Genomic DNA, 15537 nt, shown 5'->3' with positions numbered 1-15537 from the left:
TTCGCAACGGCAGGGTTCCCGCCACAGTAATGGAATATTGATCATGACCGACCGTTTACCCCCCACGTTCAAATCCCTTGGCTGCGCTGAATGTCGTGACCATGACGCACTCGGGTTTGACTTCACCATGGCGTTCCAGCCCATTTTCAATGTCCGTACCGGCGCAACGTTTGCTTATGAGGCCTTGGTGCGCGGCGTGAATGGGGAGTCGGCCGGTTATATCCTGGGGCTGGTGAATGACGGCAACCGCTATCGGTTCGACCAGGCGTGTCGGGTAAAGGCCATCGAAGAAGCCGCCAGGCTGGGCATCCTGGACATTCCGGGCTGCCTGTTGAGTATCAATTTCCTGCCGAACGCCGTGTACCGGGCCGAGACCTGCATTCGCGCCACGCTGGAAGCCGCTCGCCTGGCCAGCTTTCCACCCGACCGGCTGATGTTCGAAGTCACCGAGGGCGAGAAACTGGACCATCCCGACCACCTCAAGTCGATTTTCGTGGAGTACGAGCGCCAGGGCTTCACCACCGCCATCGATGATTTCGGTTCCGGCTATTCGGGCCTCAACTTGCTGGCCCTGTTCCAGCCCCAAGTGTTGAAGATCGACATGGCGCTTACCCGCAACCTCGATCAAGACCCCGTCAAGCAAGCGATCGTCGAGGGCATCATCCTGGTTGCGAGGCGCCTGGGGATCGTGGTCATCGCCGAAGGTATCGAGACCCAGGAAGAAAGCGCGGCGCTTTTGGACCTGGGCGTCGAATTGATGCAGGGGTTCTTGTACGCGCGGCCGCAGGTGGGCCACCTTCCTACGTACAGTTTTGACTTGAAGTAGCGCGTAGCCGCCGGCTATGACGCCGCCGCTTCCGCAGCCATGGCAACCCCCACGCTCGGACGTGCGCGAATACGTGCCATGAACGACGCGAGTATCGGCCAATCCTCGATCTCGATATGCAATGACGGCAACCAGCCAAGAACGGTGAACAAGTAGCAGTCGGCCAGGCCGAAGCTGCCCATCAAGTAGTCCTGCTGCTCCAGGGACTGGCTGAGGTAATCCAGGCGTTTGAACAGCTTCTCGCGCAAGATGGCTTTGGTCCCTTGGGCAATGTCAGCGTTGAACAACGGGGCACTGCCGCTGTGAATCTCCGAGCTGATGAAATTCAACCATTCTTGCAGGCGGGCCCGTTCCCAGGTGCCGTTGGCCGGTGCGAGCGCATTGCCCGGTACAAGGTCGGCCAGATACTGGACGATGGCAGGCCCCTCGGTCAGCACGTTGCCGTTATCCAACATCAGGGCCGCCACGTAGCCCTTGGGGTTGATGGTCAGGAAATCCACGCCGTTGGCGGTTCGCTTGGTCTTGTTGTCGACCCGGATCAATTCGAACGGCAAGTTCAATTCACGCAGCACGATGTGCGGGGACAGTGAACAGGTCTGCGGAGCGAAATACAGTTTCATGGTTGTCCTCAGGTACGCATGGACGTTCACCGAGGCAGGGCAGCGCCCCGGTACGTGCCGTTAGAATCCGCGAGCGCGGTAGCATTTTCAAAGGACATCTGTGGTGCTAGCTTATGACAAAATCTCATGAGCACCCTGATCCCAATGGCCACCCGACTCCCTTCCCTCAATGGCCTGAAAGCGTTCGAATCAGCCGCTCGGCACATGAGTTTTACCCAGGCCGCGCTGGAGCTGAATGTCACCCAGACGGCCGTCAGCCATCAGATTCGCCGGTTGGAAGATGAGCTGGGGGTGCGCTTGTTCCTGCGGCTCAAGGATGGGCTGGCCTTGACCCGTGAAGGCCAGGCGTATTTTCCTGACGTTCGCTCGGCATTCCAGGCGTTGCGGTACGCCACCGGGCAGTTGCTGGAAACCGACAGTCACCATGTCTTGACGATCAGTACGCTGGTTTCGTTTGCCTCCAAATGGCTGTTGCCTCGATTGGCATCCTTCCAGCAAGCGTTTGCGGATATTGATGTGCGTATTACGGCTTCCACTGAGATGGTCGACTTTCGCAAGGGCGGGATTGACGCGGCTATTCGCTACGGCACCGGTGACTGGCATGGGCTGCGCTCGGACTGGCTGATGTCCGATGAGGTTTTCCCGGTGTGCAGTCCTGAATTGTTGAAAGGTCCCAACGCCCTCAAGGATCCGTCCGATCTGGCCCATCACACGTTGCTGCAGGTCAGCGGGATGACCCATGACGATTGGAACCTTTGGTTGACTGCCGCCGGCCAGCCGAAAAAACAGGCCGAAGGCTCGCGGCTGACCTTCGACCTGGCCATGATGGCGGTCCAGGCTGCGGTCGACGGCCTGGGTGTCTGCATCGGCCGCTCGACCTACGTCGATGACGACCTGAAGGCGGGGCGGTTGGTTGTGCCCTTTGATCTGAGGCTGAAGTCGGATCTCGGGTTCTATCTGGTGACGCCCCATGAACTGGCGAACACCAGGAAAGTGCTGGCGTTCAGGACCTGGCTGATGGATTTGGCCGGTCAACCGGACACGCCGAAGGTCGATGCATTTCTCCGATAGCAGCAGCTTTGCATGACCTTCGCCTGATGGTCCGCCGCAGAAAAACCGCACCTTTGGCCCTTACGGCTTCCAGACCTCCACGTCGTGGGCATCCACCGCGTTGGGCAACAGCCCGGCGGTGAAGAACGCGTCGGCAATTTTCTGTTGTTCGCCAAGCTGATCGGCCTTCACCGGTTGGACCTGGTAGCTGCGATGGGTGTTGGCCGCTTCGACTGTTTCCACATCGAGATTACCCCACAGCGGGCCTAGGACTTGGGCCGCATCGCGCGGGTGTTTTTTTGCCCAGTTGCCGGCCTCCTGCAGTTGCTCGTAAACCAGTTTGAGAACCTCGGGGTGTGCCTTGGCGTAGCGTGTGCTGGTCAGGTAATAACGCTTGTAGCTGGCCAAGCCGCTACCGTCGGCCAGGGTGCGCGTCGGCAATTGACGCTGCACGCCACTGAGGAAGGGCTCCCAGGTGACCCAGGCGTCGACTTTGCCGTTCTCGAAGGCGGCCCGGCCATCGGCAGGGGACAGGTAGGCGGGCTCGATGTCGGAAAACTTCAGGCCGGCCTTGTTCAGCGCGGCGATCAGCAAATAGTGGGCGCCCGCCGCCTTGGTGACCGCGACTTTCTTGCCTTTCAAATCCGCCAGTTGCTGTAGCGGTGAATCCTTGCGCACGACGATGGCCTGGGCGGAAGGCGAGGGCGCTTCCTGGGCGAAGTAGGTGAGCCTGGCCTGAGCGGCCTGGGCAAAAATCGGCACTGTATCCGCCACGTCGGCGCTGACATCGACGTTGCCAACGTTCAAGGCTTCCAGCAACGGCAAGCCGCTGGCGAACTCGTGCCAGCTCACGTCGATATCTGCCTTGGCGAGGGCTGCTTCCAGCTTGCCTTGGGTCTTGAGCAAGGTGATCAGGGTCGATGATTTCTGGTAACCGATGCGCAGGGTTTCCCGCGCCTGGGCCGGGAGAACCAGGGACGACAAGACCAGCGCAACGATCACGCCGGCCAGGGCGGGGCGACGCAATATCGCCCCGGGATGGTTGATGAGTCTTGACATGGCATGCTCGACATTTGACTAAGGAATGGGTGAAGCGCCACTGAATCCTATGGTTATAAAAACCAATTTATAAATACTTTTTATGCATTAGCTTAGGCGGCTTTGCCTCCATCAAAACGCATATTGCAGGCGCGTGTAGTAATACCCGCCGGTGAAGCCGAAGGGCGAATAACTGCCCCAGTTATCGCCGAACGATGAATTGCTGACACCGATGTGGTCGGGGTATTTGTCGAACAGGTTCTGCGCGCCCAGGGCGACCGTCAGTTGCTTGTTGATCGCATAGGCCACGTCCAGGTCGGTGATCCATTTGGCGGAATAGTCGCGATCCAGGCTTGAGTCACTTGAGCTGTTGACTTCGGTGTAGGTGCCATAGCGGGTCAGGCGCAGGTTGACGTCGAAATCGTCGACGGCCCAGTCGGCGGCGAAGATCATCTTGCTGCTGGGGGACGTCTTGGTGATCAACGCCTGCGATTGACGTCCGAGCAACTGGTAGCCGCTGCCCAGGGCGGTCAGTTGCGAGGGCGTGTCGTTGACGCTGAGGATTTTCGTGTGGTTGTAGTTCAGTGCGGCGGTCCATCTCACCGATCCGTAACGCTCCAGGTTTTGCCGATAGTTGCCGACCACATCGACCCCGGACGTCCGGGTATTGGCGCCATTAGTGAAGTACTGGGCACCGGCCGTGGCCGGCACGCCGATGCTGTCGAGCAGGGCGGCGACGCCCGGGCCCTGGAAGCGTTCGCTGAGCGCCAGGCGGTCGCGCAGGTTGATCACGTAGCCGTCCACGGTCAGGCTCACGTCTTCGCTGGGCGTCACGGCGAAGCCGAGGCTGAAATTGGTAGAGCGCTCGGGTTTCAACGATTCGGCGCCGAGTGCCTGGGCACCGGCTGAATCCACCGGCAGGATCACATAGTTGTAGGGCTGGTAGACGCCGTTGATGGTGTCGAACCCGGTCGAGCGGGCGGTAAAGATCTGGTTGGCCAGCGAGGGCGCGCGAAAGCCGTTGCTGATGGTGCCGCGCACCGCGAACACCGGGTTGAATTCATAACGCGTGCTGAGCTTGCCGCTGCGGGTGCCGCCGACGCCTTCGTTGTAATGCTCGTATCGCGCGGCCAGCCCGAGGTACCACTGCTCGATGGGGTAGAAGCCCAGGTCGATGTAGCTGGCGACACTGTTGCGGCTGACTTTCTGCGCGTCTTCAGGGGTAATGCCGTTAGTGACCTGGGCGCCGGGGTCGGGGCGTTCCCCGGCACGTGGATGGCCGGCCGGGAACACATAGCCGCCATCGATGTAGGAGGCCTCGGAGCCGGCACGGGTCTCGTAGCTTTCCCGGCGATGCTCCAGGCCAAGGGCGACATCCAGTGGTTTTGCCAGGCCGATCTCGTAGCTGTTCTTCAGGTCCAGGTTGCTGGTCAACTGATCGGCGATATAGATGCCCGAGGTGAACTTGTTCGGCGTGTTTTCCCCCAACGACGGGTTCTGGTTGTTGTAGGTGCGTTGCTTGGCGTAGTTACGCCCGTAGGTGCTGCTCAGGTCCCATGCCCAGCCGCCGAAGTCCTCGCCCTTGGCGCCGAAGACGGATTGGAAGTCGGTTTCGTTGACCAGCCAATAGGGGCTGTAGCCATCGGGATAACCGTTGGGGCCGGTGGTAATGGTGTTACGGCCGCTGGGCAGGCGGAAATTCTGGCCGTCGTTGTTTTCCCGCGTCGCCAGGGTGGAGAACGAATAGAGCGTCACGGCGTCGTTCAACGGTAGGTCGAGGTTGTAGCCGACATCGGCCAGCTGGCTGCGGGGCAGTCCGTAGCCCTTGTAGGTGTGGTGGCTGGCATCGGCCTCGCGCGGGTCGGGCGACCCGTCGGCCTGGGGATAGTAATGGGCGCTGTAGCCGTTGCTGCCGGCCTTGTTGTCGCGCTCCTGGTAGCGGGTGTCGAACGAGACATTCAGCACGCCCGCTTCGCCCACTTCAAAGCCATAGTTGAGCGCTTGCTGCGCGGTGCCGCGCTTGCCGTCGTAGCCCTGGCCAAGGGTGGTGTCGGAACTGCCGCCGGTGGTCTGCTTGAGGATGATGTTGATCACCCCTGAGATGGCATCTGAGCCGTACTGCGCCGCCGCGCCGTCGCGCAATACCTCGATATGATCGACGGACGCCACCGGGATCAGGTCGAGGTCGCTGGGCGCAGCGCCGCTGTTGATGCCATTGATGTTCAGCGTGGCGCTGGTGTGCCGGCGCTTGCCGTTGACCAGCACCAGCACATGGGATGCGGTCAGCCCACGCAGGGTGGCCGAGCGCACCACGCCGCTGGCATCCCAGCCGGCTCGGTCGGGCAGGTTGAAAGAGGGGATGAACTTGCTCAGCGCCTCCAGCAGGCTTGGCTTGCCCACTGCGCGCAGTTGCTCGCCGGTGACTACGTCGATGGGGGTCGGGCTGCTGGTCACGGTGCGCTCGACCGTGCCACGGTTGCCGGTGACCACCACTGTTCCCAGGGTAGGCGCTCCGCTCTCGGCGGCCTCGAGATTGAACGAGGCGAGGCCACAGGCGATCGACAACGGTAGCAGCAGCGGGCGATAGGCGGGCACGCCGAGGCGCCCGGTACGTGGGTCATTAAGGCAGTTGGACATGGGAGGGATGCTCCTGAAGATCGGTTGGGACCCGTGTCACTTCTTGCGAGCGGCGACGGCTTCGATTTCCACCAGGCCGCCGGGCAGCGGCAGCGCGACGACTTGCACGGCGGTGCGCGCCGGTTTGTTCGGCTGTTCGGCGCTGCCGAAAAACGGCGTGTAGCCTTCCTGCAGTCCGGCGAAATCAAGCTTGCCGCCCTTGGCCGGATCGCCCACCAGGAACACTCGCAACTGCACCACATCCCCCAGGCCCAGCCCCTGGCTTTGCAGCACACCCTTGAGCTTGTTGAGGATCGAGGTGGTCTGGGTCGCGGTATCGCCATAAGCGGCAAACGAGTCCTTCGGCGCTTTCGGGTCATGCAGGTCGGCGAGCAGCCCGCTGACGAACAGCAGGTCCGTCTGGGCCGGCACCGACACGGCCAGGGAAATCGGGAAGTTGGAATTGGGCAACGCGATGCGCTTGATCTCGTCGGCGTGGCTGGCGGAAACGGTGGCGGTCATGAGCAATCCTGTGAGCAGCGTCAGTGGTTTCATCGATAAGTCCTTTATGGGAAACAAGTCAGGCAGCAACACCCGGTTGCTGGCGCTCGGCATGCCTGCCGATCAACGAGACAATCCGCCGCGCCGAGTCGGCGGCGGTGTTTTGCCAGATGCCGACGCCACCATGGGCGAGGGCATCGCTGGCCAGATAGGTGCGGCCTTGGGGTTGGTTGAGGATCTGGTAGGCCTGCTCGCCCACTTCATCGTTAACGATCCAGGGGCCTTTGCTGTAGGGCACTTTGGACCAGTTGATGGCCACCGGTTTCTGCAGCTTGGCGCTGTGGCCGGGGTGTAGCAGCTCGACGGCTTGGCGCGACGAAGCAAACTGCTCGGCCAAGGATTTCTGGCTGAAGGACTGCGCGGCGTCGCTGGTGTTATAGGCGGCTACGAGAATGCCTTGGGCGCTGTTCAGTCGGTCGCTGGGGTACCAGAGGCCTTTGACTTCATGGTCCAGGTAGGACAGCCCGCCGAAGATGTTGAAGTCGGTTTCCCAGAAGCGCGGCGACTGCCAGGCCACTTTGTTCGCCTGATCGCTTTGCGCGCTGAGGATCGCTTGCTTGAAGGACGCGCTGAAGTTGCTCGGTACCTTGGCCAACAGCGGCAGGGGCACGGTGACGATGGCGTAGTCGGCGCTCAGGGTCTGGGTCTTGCCGGTCTGGCGGTCCCGGTAGGTGATGCGGCTGCCTTGCTCGGAGGTCTGGATATCGCTGACTTCGGCCTGCAACCGCACCGAGTCCTTGAGGTGTTCGTAGAACGCGTGGGGAATCCGGTCCATGCCGCCCACCGGTTGGAACATGGTCGAGGAAAACTCGGGGATTTCATCGAACACCAGTGCGCCCCAGAGCTTGGGATTGAGCAACGTCTGCAACTCCAGCGGCGTGCGCGTGACGCCGGTTTGGTCGCCCGCGCCAGGAATGCGCGTATACCCCGAGCGCACCGAGCCCTTGTATTTAAAATCCGTGTTGAGGTCGCCGTAGACCTTGAGGAAATTCAGCAACGCCTGGCGATCATCGACGCTCAGATCCTGGTCCAGGGCCTTGCGGCTGACGGTGCGCGCCAGCAGCTCGGACAGTTGCCCGCGGGTGTCGTTGACTGCCTGGCGCAACTGGAATGCCGGCTGGCGAGCGTCCGGCAAGGCCAACGCGTTGCGACTGCTGTTAACCAGCACTTGCAGCTCGACGCCCAGTTCGCGGCAATAGCCGAGGATTGTCTGGTGGTGGCTGGGAATGCGCGCGGGGCCGGCATTGAAGAACTGCCCGTCATCGAAATCCACGGTCTGGCTGATGCCGTCGTCGAACTGGACCTGTGTCCCGCGTCGCAGGGTCCAGTTGCGCCCGCCGACCCGCTCGCGGGCTTCGAGGACCGTCACGGTGAAGCCGGCCTTGCGCAGTTCATAGGCACTGACCAGCCCGGAAATACCGGCGCCGACCACCACCACATGCTTGCCTTTGCCACTGCTGCCCAACTGCAACGGGCTGAAGGTGGCGGCCACGGCCTGAGGCGTGAGCCCCAGCGCATCGAGTGCGCCAACAGCGGCGCTATAGCCGCCGACGGCGGCAATACGGGAAATCATTTGCCTGCGAGTGAAAGCCATGAAGTGCTCCTTGGCATGCTTGCCGATCAGGGGTCAGAGGTCGTAGCGCACCGACAACAACAGGGTTCGCGGATCGTTGACGGAGTAGTAGCGGGCACCGCTTGCGGGTACATAGCCGACTGCTTGCGGGTAGGCGCGGTCGAGCAGGTTTTTCACCGACAGCGTGGTGGTCCAATGACCGTCACCGGAGATGTAGCGGGTGTTGGCGTTCCAGAACGTCTGCTGGGGAATTTCCTGGACGTCATCGTTCAACGCATTGGCGTAGGACTTGGTCTGGAACTGCGCGTCGGTGCCCGCCAGCCACGTGCCGGGCAAACCGGCCGGGATGGTGTAGTTGAGGCCAACACTGGTGTTCCAGCGCGGCGAGTACACCAGCTGCTTGCCGTTGGCATCGACCCCGGCGCCGCTGGCGTTTTCGAAATCGTCGTACTGGCTTTGCAGGTAGCCGAGGTTGAACGTCAGTTGCAGGTCGTGGGTCAACGCCGTGAGGGTTTCCAGCTCGACGCCGTAGGTGTGGGCCTGGCCGACGTTGGTCCGCAGGCTGACGCCCAGCGCTGGGTCGTAAGCGTTGGTTTGCAGGTCCTTGTAGTCGTTGTAGAACAGCGCGAGGTTGGCACGCAGGCGACGGTCGAAGAAGTCGCCCTTGAACCCGGTTTCCCAGGTGGTGACGTCTTCCGGAGAAAACGCCTGCTCGGCGGCGGCCTGGGTCGGCGCGCGGTTGTCGTACCCACCGGCCTTGAAGCCTTTGGCGACGTAGGCGTACTGGTTGAGGTGCGGTGTCCAGGCGTATTCGAAGCCGAGTTTCGGGCTGGTGGATTGCCAGGACTTGCTTGAATCGGCGCTGAAGTTGGTGCCGGTGATCTGCCGGTCGGTGTTGACCACGTAATTGGTGTAGTCGAAGTTCTTGTGTTCGCGAGTGAACCGCAGGCCGGCGATCAGTGACAGTTGCTGCGTGACCTTGTAACTCCCCTGGCCATACAACGCGTAGCTCTCGGTATTGGTCGTGCTGTATTGACCCTGGCCGATCACCCGATTGCGCGCAACCGAATAGGTCAGGCTGTCGCGCTCGGCGTCGAATTTTTCCCGGTACAGGTACAGGCCAGTGCTGAAACTGAAATCGTCATAGTCGCCGTTGAGCTGGAATTCCTGGGTGGCATAGTCCTGCTTGTAGGTGATCAGGCTGTTCTGGATAAGGGCCGCCTGTCCGGAATTGTCATAGTCCACCGGCTGGTTGAAGGCCGAATAGGCCGTTACCGATTTGAAACTCAGATGATCATCGAGGGTGTAGATCGCCCGCAGCACCGAGCTGCCCTGGTCGAGGCGGTTCTTCGGGTTGAGGCTGCTGTAGCTCTTGAACTTGTCGAAGTGGCCGTCGGCGTCGAAGGGGGTATAGCTGGTGGTGTCGCCACGGTCGAAGGTGCCGGCCAGCGTCAGTTGCACATCCCAGGGCGAGTCGATGGGGTTGAAACGCAACTTGCCGCGGTAGGACTGCAGGTCGACATTATTCACGTCCTCGCCGCGGGTGGGGTTGGAGACGGTGCCGTCGCGGGTCAGGCGAATCGCCGAAAAGCTGCCGAACAGGGCGTTGTCCACCAACGGGCCGCTGATCAATAGCCGGCCGTTCTGTGCGTTGTAGTTGCCGGCGCCGAGTTCGAAGAACCCGCGGGTTTCCTGGGTCGGATCACGGGTGATCACGCGGATCGCGCCGGCGCTGCTGTTGCGCCCGTAAAGCGTGCCCTGGGGGCCGCGCAGGACCTCGACGCGCTCGACATCGTTGAAGTCGAGCATCGAGGAAATCGCCCGGGGGATGTACAAGTCATCGGCATAGACCGCGACGGCGGCTTCCTGGATTGGATCGGTCTCGCCGATGCCACGAATGCCGTAGGTCTGGGCGCTGTAAGAGATCGACTGGCGACTGAGGGTCAGGTTCGGTACCTGCCCTGAAAGGTCGCGGATGCTCTTGATCTGCTTGTCTTCAAGGGCGTTTTCATCGAACGCGGAAATCGCCAGCGGGGCTTTCTGCAAGTCCTCGCTGCGGTGTTCGGCGGTGACGGTGACAACGGGCAGGGCACCATCCTTGGTGTTTTCTTCGGCGTGAGCCGACAGCCCGAACAGGGCCAGCGATACGGCCAATGCCAAGCGGTTTGATGTGAAGGTGTCATGCATGGTGAGCCCCGGGTATGTAGATGCTGCGTGGGTGTTGTCTTTTTTTGGGCAAAGCGTTGCCGTAGTCATGGCGGTGAATGCCATGGCGGCGGTGGCTCGGGCCGGTTTCAGGTTTGGGTGTGCAGGTGACCGTGGGGTGGTGTCGGCCGGAAAAACATAGCGTTCCGAGAGCCTCCACCTGGTCAGGGGTCGGTGATGGTTGTAACAGTATTTGTATAATAGATCGTTGTAAAAGTCCGATTTGTTATAAGTTAATTATAAAAAATAGACATTAAATATTGATGTTAAATGCGGAAAGCTGATATTCGCAGTGCACAACCCTGTGGGAGCGAGCCTGCTCGCGATAGCGGATTCACAGTCAACGTCCATATGACTGACACACCGCCATCGCGAGCAAGCTCGCACAGTTGTTTGGGGTGGTTTCAAGAAATTCCATGCCCGCCAGATACCTCTGGGAGCATGCGGTTTTCAGTAGCCGCGCCGCACGTTGGCCAGGTTCTCCGGCGCCAGCCCATTCAGGAAGCGCTCAAGATTGGCCAGGAAACTGTCGGCTATTTCATGACGGCTATTGCTGGAAATCGCCGAAGTGTGGGGCGACAGGCGCACCCGGGGGTGGGAGTAGAGCGGATGGCCGTCGGGCAGCGGTTCGGGATCGGTGACGTCCAGTGAGGCCAGGCCGAGGGTGCCTTCGTCCAGGGCGTCGAGCAAGGCCCCGTGGTCCAGCAGGCCGCCACGCGCGATGTTGATCAGGTGCAAACCCGGCTTGGCACTGGCGAGCACCGGGCGGTTGACGATATGCCGGGTTGCGTCAGTCAGGGGCGCGGCCAGCACCAGGTGATCGGATCGGCAAAACAACTGATGGATGTCCTGCGCGGCCTCGACGCCCTCTACCTCGAACGGCGTCTGGCTTTGCCGCAACGCCAACACGTTGATGCCCAGGGCGTGGGCCTTGGTCGCCAGGCTGCGGCCAATCGCACCAAAACCAAGAATGCCCAGGGTACTGCCCTTGAGTGGCGTCAGGGCGCTGAATTGCCATTGCGAATCATGCACCCAGATATCCGGCAGGCGTTTGGCTGCCGCGAAGATCGACGCCAGGGCGAATTCGGCGATGTTGTCGGCGGCGCTGCCCCGGGAGGTGCTCACCGGCGGGCCGTTGAACAGCCATCCGGGGTAGAAGTCGATGCCCGAAGACACCACTTGAATCCATTTCAGTGCGTACGGCCAGCCCGGCGGCGGTGTGTCCGGAGCCAGGTAGCCTCGCACGTTGATAGGGCGGGCCAGCAAGACACTGACTTCGGCCGGCAGGTCGCTGGGCACGCCGGCCGGTACATCGAGGACTTGCGCGCCCGGGTGCGTCTGTTCGAGGCGTTGGCGGATCACATCGTTGAAGTCTTTATCCAACTGGCTGGCAATCACGAGCGTGCTCATGCAAGGTCCTTTTTCTGGCGTTGGGCAAACACCGCTTTGCCGACGCCTTGCAGCACGGCGTCGTTTTGCGGGGTGTGGACGCGACTGCACAGCACGTCGCGGTAATGCCGCTGCAGCGGATTGTGTCGCGACAGGCCGGGGTTGCCCGACGCTTCGATGGCCAGCTCGACAGCGCGGATGGCGTTACCGGTCACCAGATATTTCAGTTGCGCGGCATGGGCGGCCGGGGTTCGCCCTTCAGCGGCGGCATCCAGCAGGCTGCGATTGGCGAACAGCAAGGTGTCGATGTGCCCGAGGATTTCCTGGAAACGTGGCAGGGTCGACAACGCAGCACCGAGGTTGGACGGTTTGCGCTGTTCCAGCCATTCCACGAACCAATCCCGCGCAGCCTGGGCGACGCCGTCGTAGACCGCCGAGAGCAACACCGACATCCACAGGAAGCCGTCGCCGTCCAGCTCGGGTTGCGGCGCGCTCCAGCGGCTGACGCTGACGGCGTGATCCAGTGGCACCAGCACGTTGTCGAACAGTACTTCGTGGCTGCAAGTGGCGCGCATGCCCAGGTGATCCCAGTCGTCGATGATGCTGATTCCGGGTGTGTCCTTGTGGACCAGCCAAGCCCCCACCAACGGATCTTCGTCGGTGCTGCGTGCCCAGACGCTGAACCAGGTCAGGCCGTGGCTGCCGGTGGAGTAAATCTTGCGCCCGCTGATGCGCCAGCCTTCGGAGGTGCGCCTGGCGATGGTCGCCGGCAGCCCGCCACGGGCCGGAGTGCCCAGGTCGGGCTCGACACGCAGGGCATTGATCAGCGCGCCTTCGCGCACGGCATCCTGGGCCACGCGCAAGCGCAATGCCTCGGGCCAGTTCCGATTATCCTGCAGGCGCGAATGCTGAAGGTACTGCATCACCAGAATCAATGCAGTGGAAGGCTCGCCCTTGGCGACCGCACTGATCACCTTGCGCGCCTGCACCAGGCTCGCGCCGCCACCGCCCAATGCCTTGGGCACCGTCAGGGCCAGCAGGTCATGCTTATGCAGCAGTCTGAAATTGTCCTGGGGAAAGGCGCCGGTCTCGTCATAGATGTGCGCCGTAGCAGCCAGTTGCTGGCTTAAGCGTTCGAGCAACGTGTCGAAACCGGCTGCATCAACCGATTGCAGCGAGGGTGGACGTGGAGAAGGAAGACTCATGGTGCGTTCACTCGATCAAAAGGGTGAGAACCAGATGCGGCCCTTGGGGTGAGGCATCAGAGGCAGGGCTCATATCGGCAACAGGCGGAAATTGCGGTCCCACAGCGGACTCACGTCGAGGCGTTCGCTCAGCACGCCGGCGTTGAAGAACAGGTCGGCGACCTCCTGTTGCGAGGCGATGGCCTGGTCGCTGACTTCGACGACTTTCCACGGCTGGCTGCGGTTGTTGTACATGTCCAGGAACACGGCTTTATCCACGCCCAGCAACTGCGCCGACTTGGCAGCCCAGGGTTCGGGGTTGTTGTTGATCCATTCCAGGGTGCGCGCCTGCCGCTGGATATAGTCCTGGATCGCCTGCTTGCGCAGTGGGTCTTCCAGGGCGGCAGGCCTGGCGGCGATCAGGTAGTTGCCCGAGAGGTAGCCCAGGGCGGTTTTCAATACCCGGGCGCCGCTGCGGAACTTCGCCAACTGGATGAATACGCCGTAGATCACCCACGCATCGAGCTGGCTGCTCTGGAAGGCGGTGAAGCCATCCTGGGGGGTGAGCGCCACCGCCGTGATGTCGTTCATGGTCAGGCCTTGTTCCTTCAAGGCCTTGATCAGAAAGTAGTGGGACGTGGTGGAGCGCACATAGCCGACGCGCTTGCCGCGCAGTTGCCCGATCGATTCGAGGGCGGAATCCTTGGGAATCAGAATCACCTGGTTGTTCACATCACCATGTAGCACTGCGATCAGGCGCGGCTGACGGTGGCTCTGGATGGAAAAGATCGGCGGTATTTCGCTCATGCCGCCCACGTCCAGGCCGCCCGAGGCCAGTGCTTCGACGATCAGGTTGCCGCCCGCGAACTCGGCGTATTCGACTTTGTAGGGAGTATTGCCGGTGCCGGCCTCGTCGACGAAATAAGAGTCCTGGCCCCGGTAGGTTGCGACACCCAGCGTCAGCTCAGAAAGGCCTTTGCCTTGGGCGAAGGCACGTGGGGAGAGCCCCAGGGCAGACAGCCCCAACGCGCCCAGGGCGATGGAACTGGCCGTAAGGAAATCGCGACGATTGAACGGCCCTGCCGTAAGGTTTTTGATCATGGTCGGGCGCTCGCTCATGCCACGGCCTCGCGGGTCGGTTCGCTGGCCCGGGACTGTGCGTAACGGTTGGCGGGCACTGGCAGGCCAAGGTTGTCGCGCAACGTATCGCCGTTGTATTCGCGGCGAAACAATCCGCGCTGCTGCAGGACAGGCACCACGAGTTCGGTGAAATATTGCAGGCCGTCCGGCAGTAGCGAGTTGATGATGAAACCATCGGCCGCGCCGTTCTCGAACCAGGCTTCAATGGCGTCGGCCACCTGTTCGGGAGTGCCGACAAAGTCTCGCCGTGGCTGGGAGAAACGCAGGGCGACTTCGCGCAAGGTCAGGCCTTCGTCCCGGGCCAATTGCTTGATCCGGTCCGAGCCGCCTTTCTGGCTGTTGGCGCCCAGGTCGCCCAGTTCAGGGAAGGGCGCATCCAGCGGATATTGGCTGAAATCATGGTCATTGAAGGGGCGGCCAAGGGCGACGATGGCATCTTCGATGCTCACCAGTGCCACCGCTTGTTGGTAGCGGTCTTCGACTTGCGCTTCATCGCGCCCGACGATCGGGCGGATGCCGGGCAGGATCGACAGCGCCTGAGGATCGCGCCCGAAGCCCTGGGCGCGTTTTTTCAGGTCCTGGTAATAGGCGCGCGCTTCGTCGAAGCCCTCGGCGCCGACGAAAATGGCGTCGGCATTCCCGGCGGCGAAGTTGCGCCCGTCCTCGGATGTGCCGGCCTGGAAAATCACCGGCTGGCCCTGGCGGGAGCGGGCGATGTTAAGGGGGCCTTTCACCGAGAAGAATTCGCCCTTGTGCTCCAGGGCATGCAGTTTGCCGGGGGTGAAGAATTCACCCGTCTGCTTATCGTAGGCGAAGGCGTCGTCTTCCCAGGAATCCCACAAGCCCTTGACCACCTCCACGTGTTCCTTGGCGATCCGATAGCGCACGGCGTGCGGCGGGTGCTCGGTCTTGCCGAAGTTGTCAGCGGTGCCGCTGAGCCACGACGTCACCACGTTCCAACCGGCTCGCCCACCGCTGATATGGTCCAGCGAAGCGAACTGGCGCGCCACTTGGTAGGGCTCGGTGTAGCTGACCGTCACCGTCGCCACCAGGCCGATGTTCGACGTCACTACCGCCAACGCCGAGAGAACGGTCAGCGGCTCGAAGCGGTTGAGGTAATGCGGACTGGATTTTTCATGAATGTGCAGGCTGTCGGCGATGAACACGAAATCGAACTTGGCGCCTTCGGCCAGTTGCGTCTGTTGCTTGTAGAAACCGAAGTGGGTGCTGGCATTGGGCAGCGCCTGCGGATGGCGCCATTCGCCCCAGCCGTGGCCGACGCCGTGGACCATTGCACCGAGTTTCAGTTGGCGTTGTTTGCTCATGGTTCTGCTC

At 61.7% G+C, this 15537-nt stretch carries 12 protein-coding genes; 2 read left to right on the top strand and 10 right to left on the bottom strand.

Going from position 1 to position 15537, the window contains the following annotated elements:
• Nucleotides 1–43 precede the first annotated feature (43 nt).
• Nucleotides 44–826 carry an EAL domain-containing protein gene (locus AD663_RS14495; RefSeq protein WP_053214002.1) on the top strand — a complete coding sequence of 261 codons (783 nt, stop codon included), beginning with the start codon at nucleotides 44–46 and terminating at the stop codon, nucleotides 824–826.
• Nucleotides 827–840: 14 nt separating this feature from the next.
• On the opposite strand, the gene gstA is transcribed toward AD663_RS14495, so the two are convergent.
• A complete protein-coding gene (gstA, locus tag AD663_RS14490; RefSeq protein ID WP_053214001.1) occupies nucleotides 841–1446 on the bottom strand; it encodes a glutathione transferase GstA in 606 nt (201 codons plus the stop codon).
• 144 nt (nucleotides 1447–1590) lie between these two features.
• Here gstA and AD663_RS14485 point away from each other — a divergent pair, with 144 nt between their 5' ends.
• A complete protein-coding gene (locus tag AD663_RS14485; RefSeq protein WP_003182068.1) occupies nucleotides 1591–2517 on the top strand; it encodes a transcriptional regulator GcvA in 927 nt (308 codons plus the stop codon).
• A 60-nt stretch (nucleotides 2518–2577) separates the two neighbouring features.
• Here the strand turns inward: AD663_RS14485 and AD663_RS14480 are convergent, their stop codons facing one another.
• The 9 genes from AD663_RS14480 to AD663_RS14440 all read right to left on the bottom strand — a co-directional run bounded on the left by AD663_RS14480 (nucleotide 2578) and on the right by AD663_RS14440 (nucleotide 15527).
• Complete coding sequence (locus tag AD663_RS14480; protein WP_053214000.1) at nucleotides 2578–3555, bottom strand: aliphatic sulfonate ABC transporter substrate-binding protein; 978 nt, start codon at nucleotides 3553–3555, stop codon at nucleotides 2578–2580.
• A gap of 111 nt (nucleotides 3556–3666) precedes the next feature.
• Nucleotides 3667–6171, bottom strand: a complete 2505-nt coding sequence (locus AD663_RS14475) for a TonB-dependent siderophore receptor (protein ID WP_053213999.1) — start codon at nucleotides 6169–6171, stop codon at nucleotides 3667–3669.
• 36 nt (nucleotides 6172–6207) lie between these two features.
• On the bottom strand, nucleotides 6208–6705 hold the full coding sequence (locus AD663_RS14470) for a RidA family protein (protein WP_053213998.1): 498 nt from the start codon (nucleotides 6703–6705) through the stop codon (nucleotides 6208–6210).
• A 25-nt stretch (nucleotides 6706–6730) separates the two neighbouring features.
• Nucleotides 6731–8305, bottom strand: coding sequence for an FAD-dependent oxidoreductase (locus AD663_RS14465; RefSeq protein WP_053213997.1), 1575 nt, complete (start codon nucleotides 8303–8305; stop codon nucleotides 6731–6733).
• A gap of 33 nt (nucleotides 8306–8338) precedes the next feature.
• A complete protein-coding gene (locus AD663_RS14460) occupies nucleotides 8339–10471 on the bottom strand; it encodes a TonB-dependent receptor (RefSeq protein WP_003182058.1) in 2133 nt (710 codons plus the stop codon).
• Nucleotides 10472–10939: 468 nt separating this feature from the next.
• The gene (locus tag AD663_RS14455) at nucleotides 10940–11899 is read right to left on the bottom strand and encodes a D-isomer specific 2-hydroxyacid dehydrogenase family protein (RefSeq protein WP_003182055.1); all 960 of its coding nucleotides are present in this window, start codon (nucleotides 11897–11899) and stop codon (nucleotides 10940–10942) included.
• Entirely contained in the window at nucleotides 11896–13083 is a 1188-nt protein-coding gene (locus AD663_RS14450; RefSeq protein ID WP_053213996.1) for an acyl-CoA dehydrogenase family protein, read from the bottom strand. Before AD663_RS14450 ends, AD663_RS14455 begins: the two co-directional genes overlap by 4 nt.
• 69 nt (nucleotides 13084–13152) lie before the next feature.
• A complete protein-coding gene (locus tag AD663_RS14445) occupies nucleotides 13153–14163 on the bottom strand; it encodes an ABC transporter substrate-binding protein (RefSeq protein WP_053214075.1) in 1011 nt (336 codons plus the stop codon).
• Nucleotides 14164–14177: 14 nt separating this feature from the next.
• On the bottom strand, nucleotides 14178–15527 hold the full coding sequence (locus AD663_RS14440) for an LLM class flavin-dependent oxidoreductase (RefSeq protein ID WP_053213995.1): 1350 nt from the start codon (nucleotides 15525–15527) through the stop codon (nucleotides 14178–14180).
• Nucleotides 15528–15537: the final 10 nt, after the last annotated feature.

The sequence above is a fragment of the Pseudomonas sp. Q12-87 genome, assembly GCF_001269755.1.
In the GTDB taxonomy this organism is placed as follows: domain Bacteria; phylum Pseudomonadota; class Gammaproteobacteria; order Pseudomonadales; family Pseudomonadaceae; genus Aquipseudomonas; species Aquipseudomonas fluorescens_S.
The sequence above is the reverse complement of the archived record's forward strand: the minus strand, read 5'-3'. Positions and strand labels throughout refer to the sequence as shown.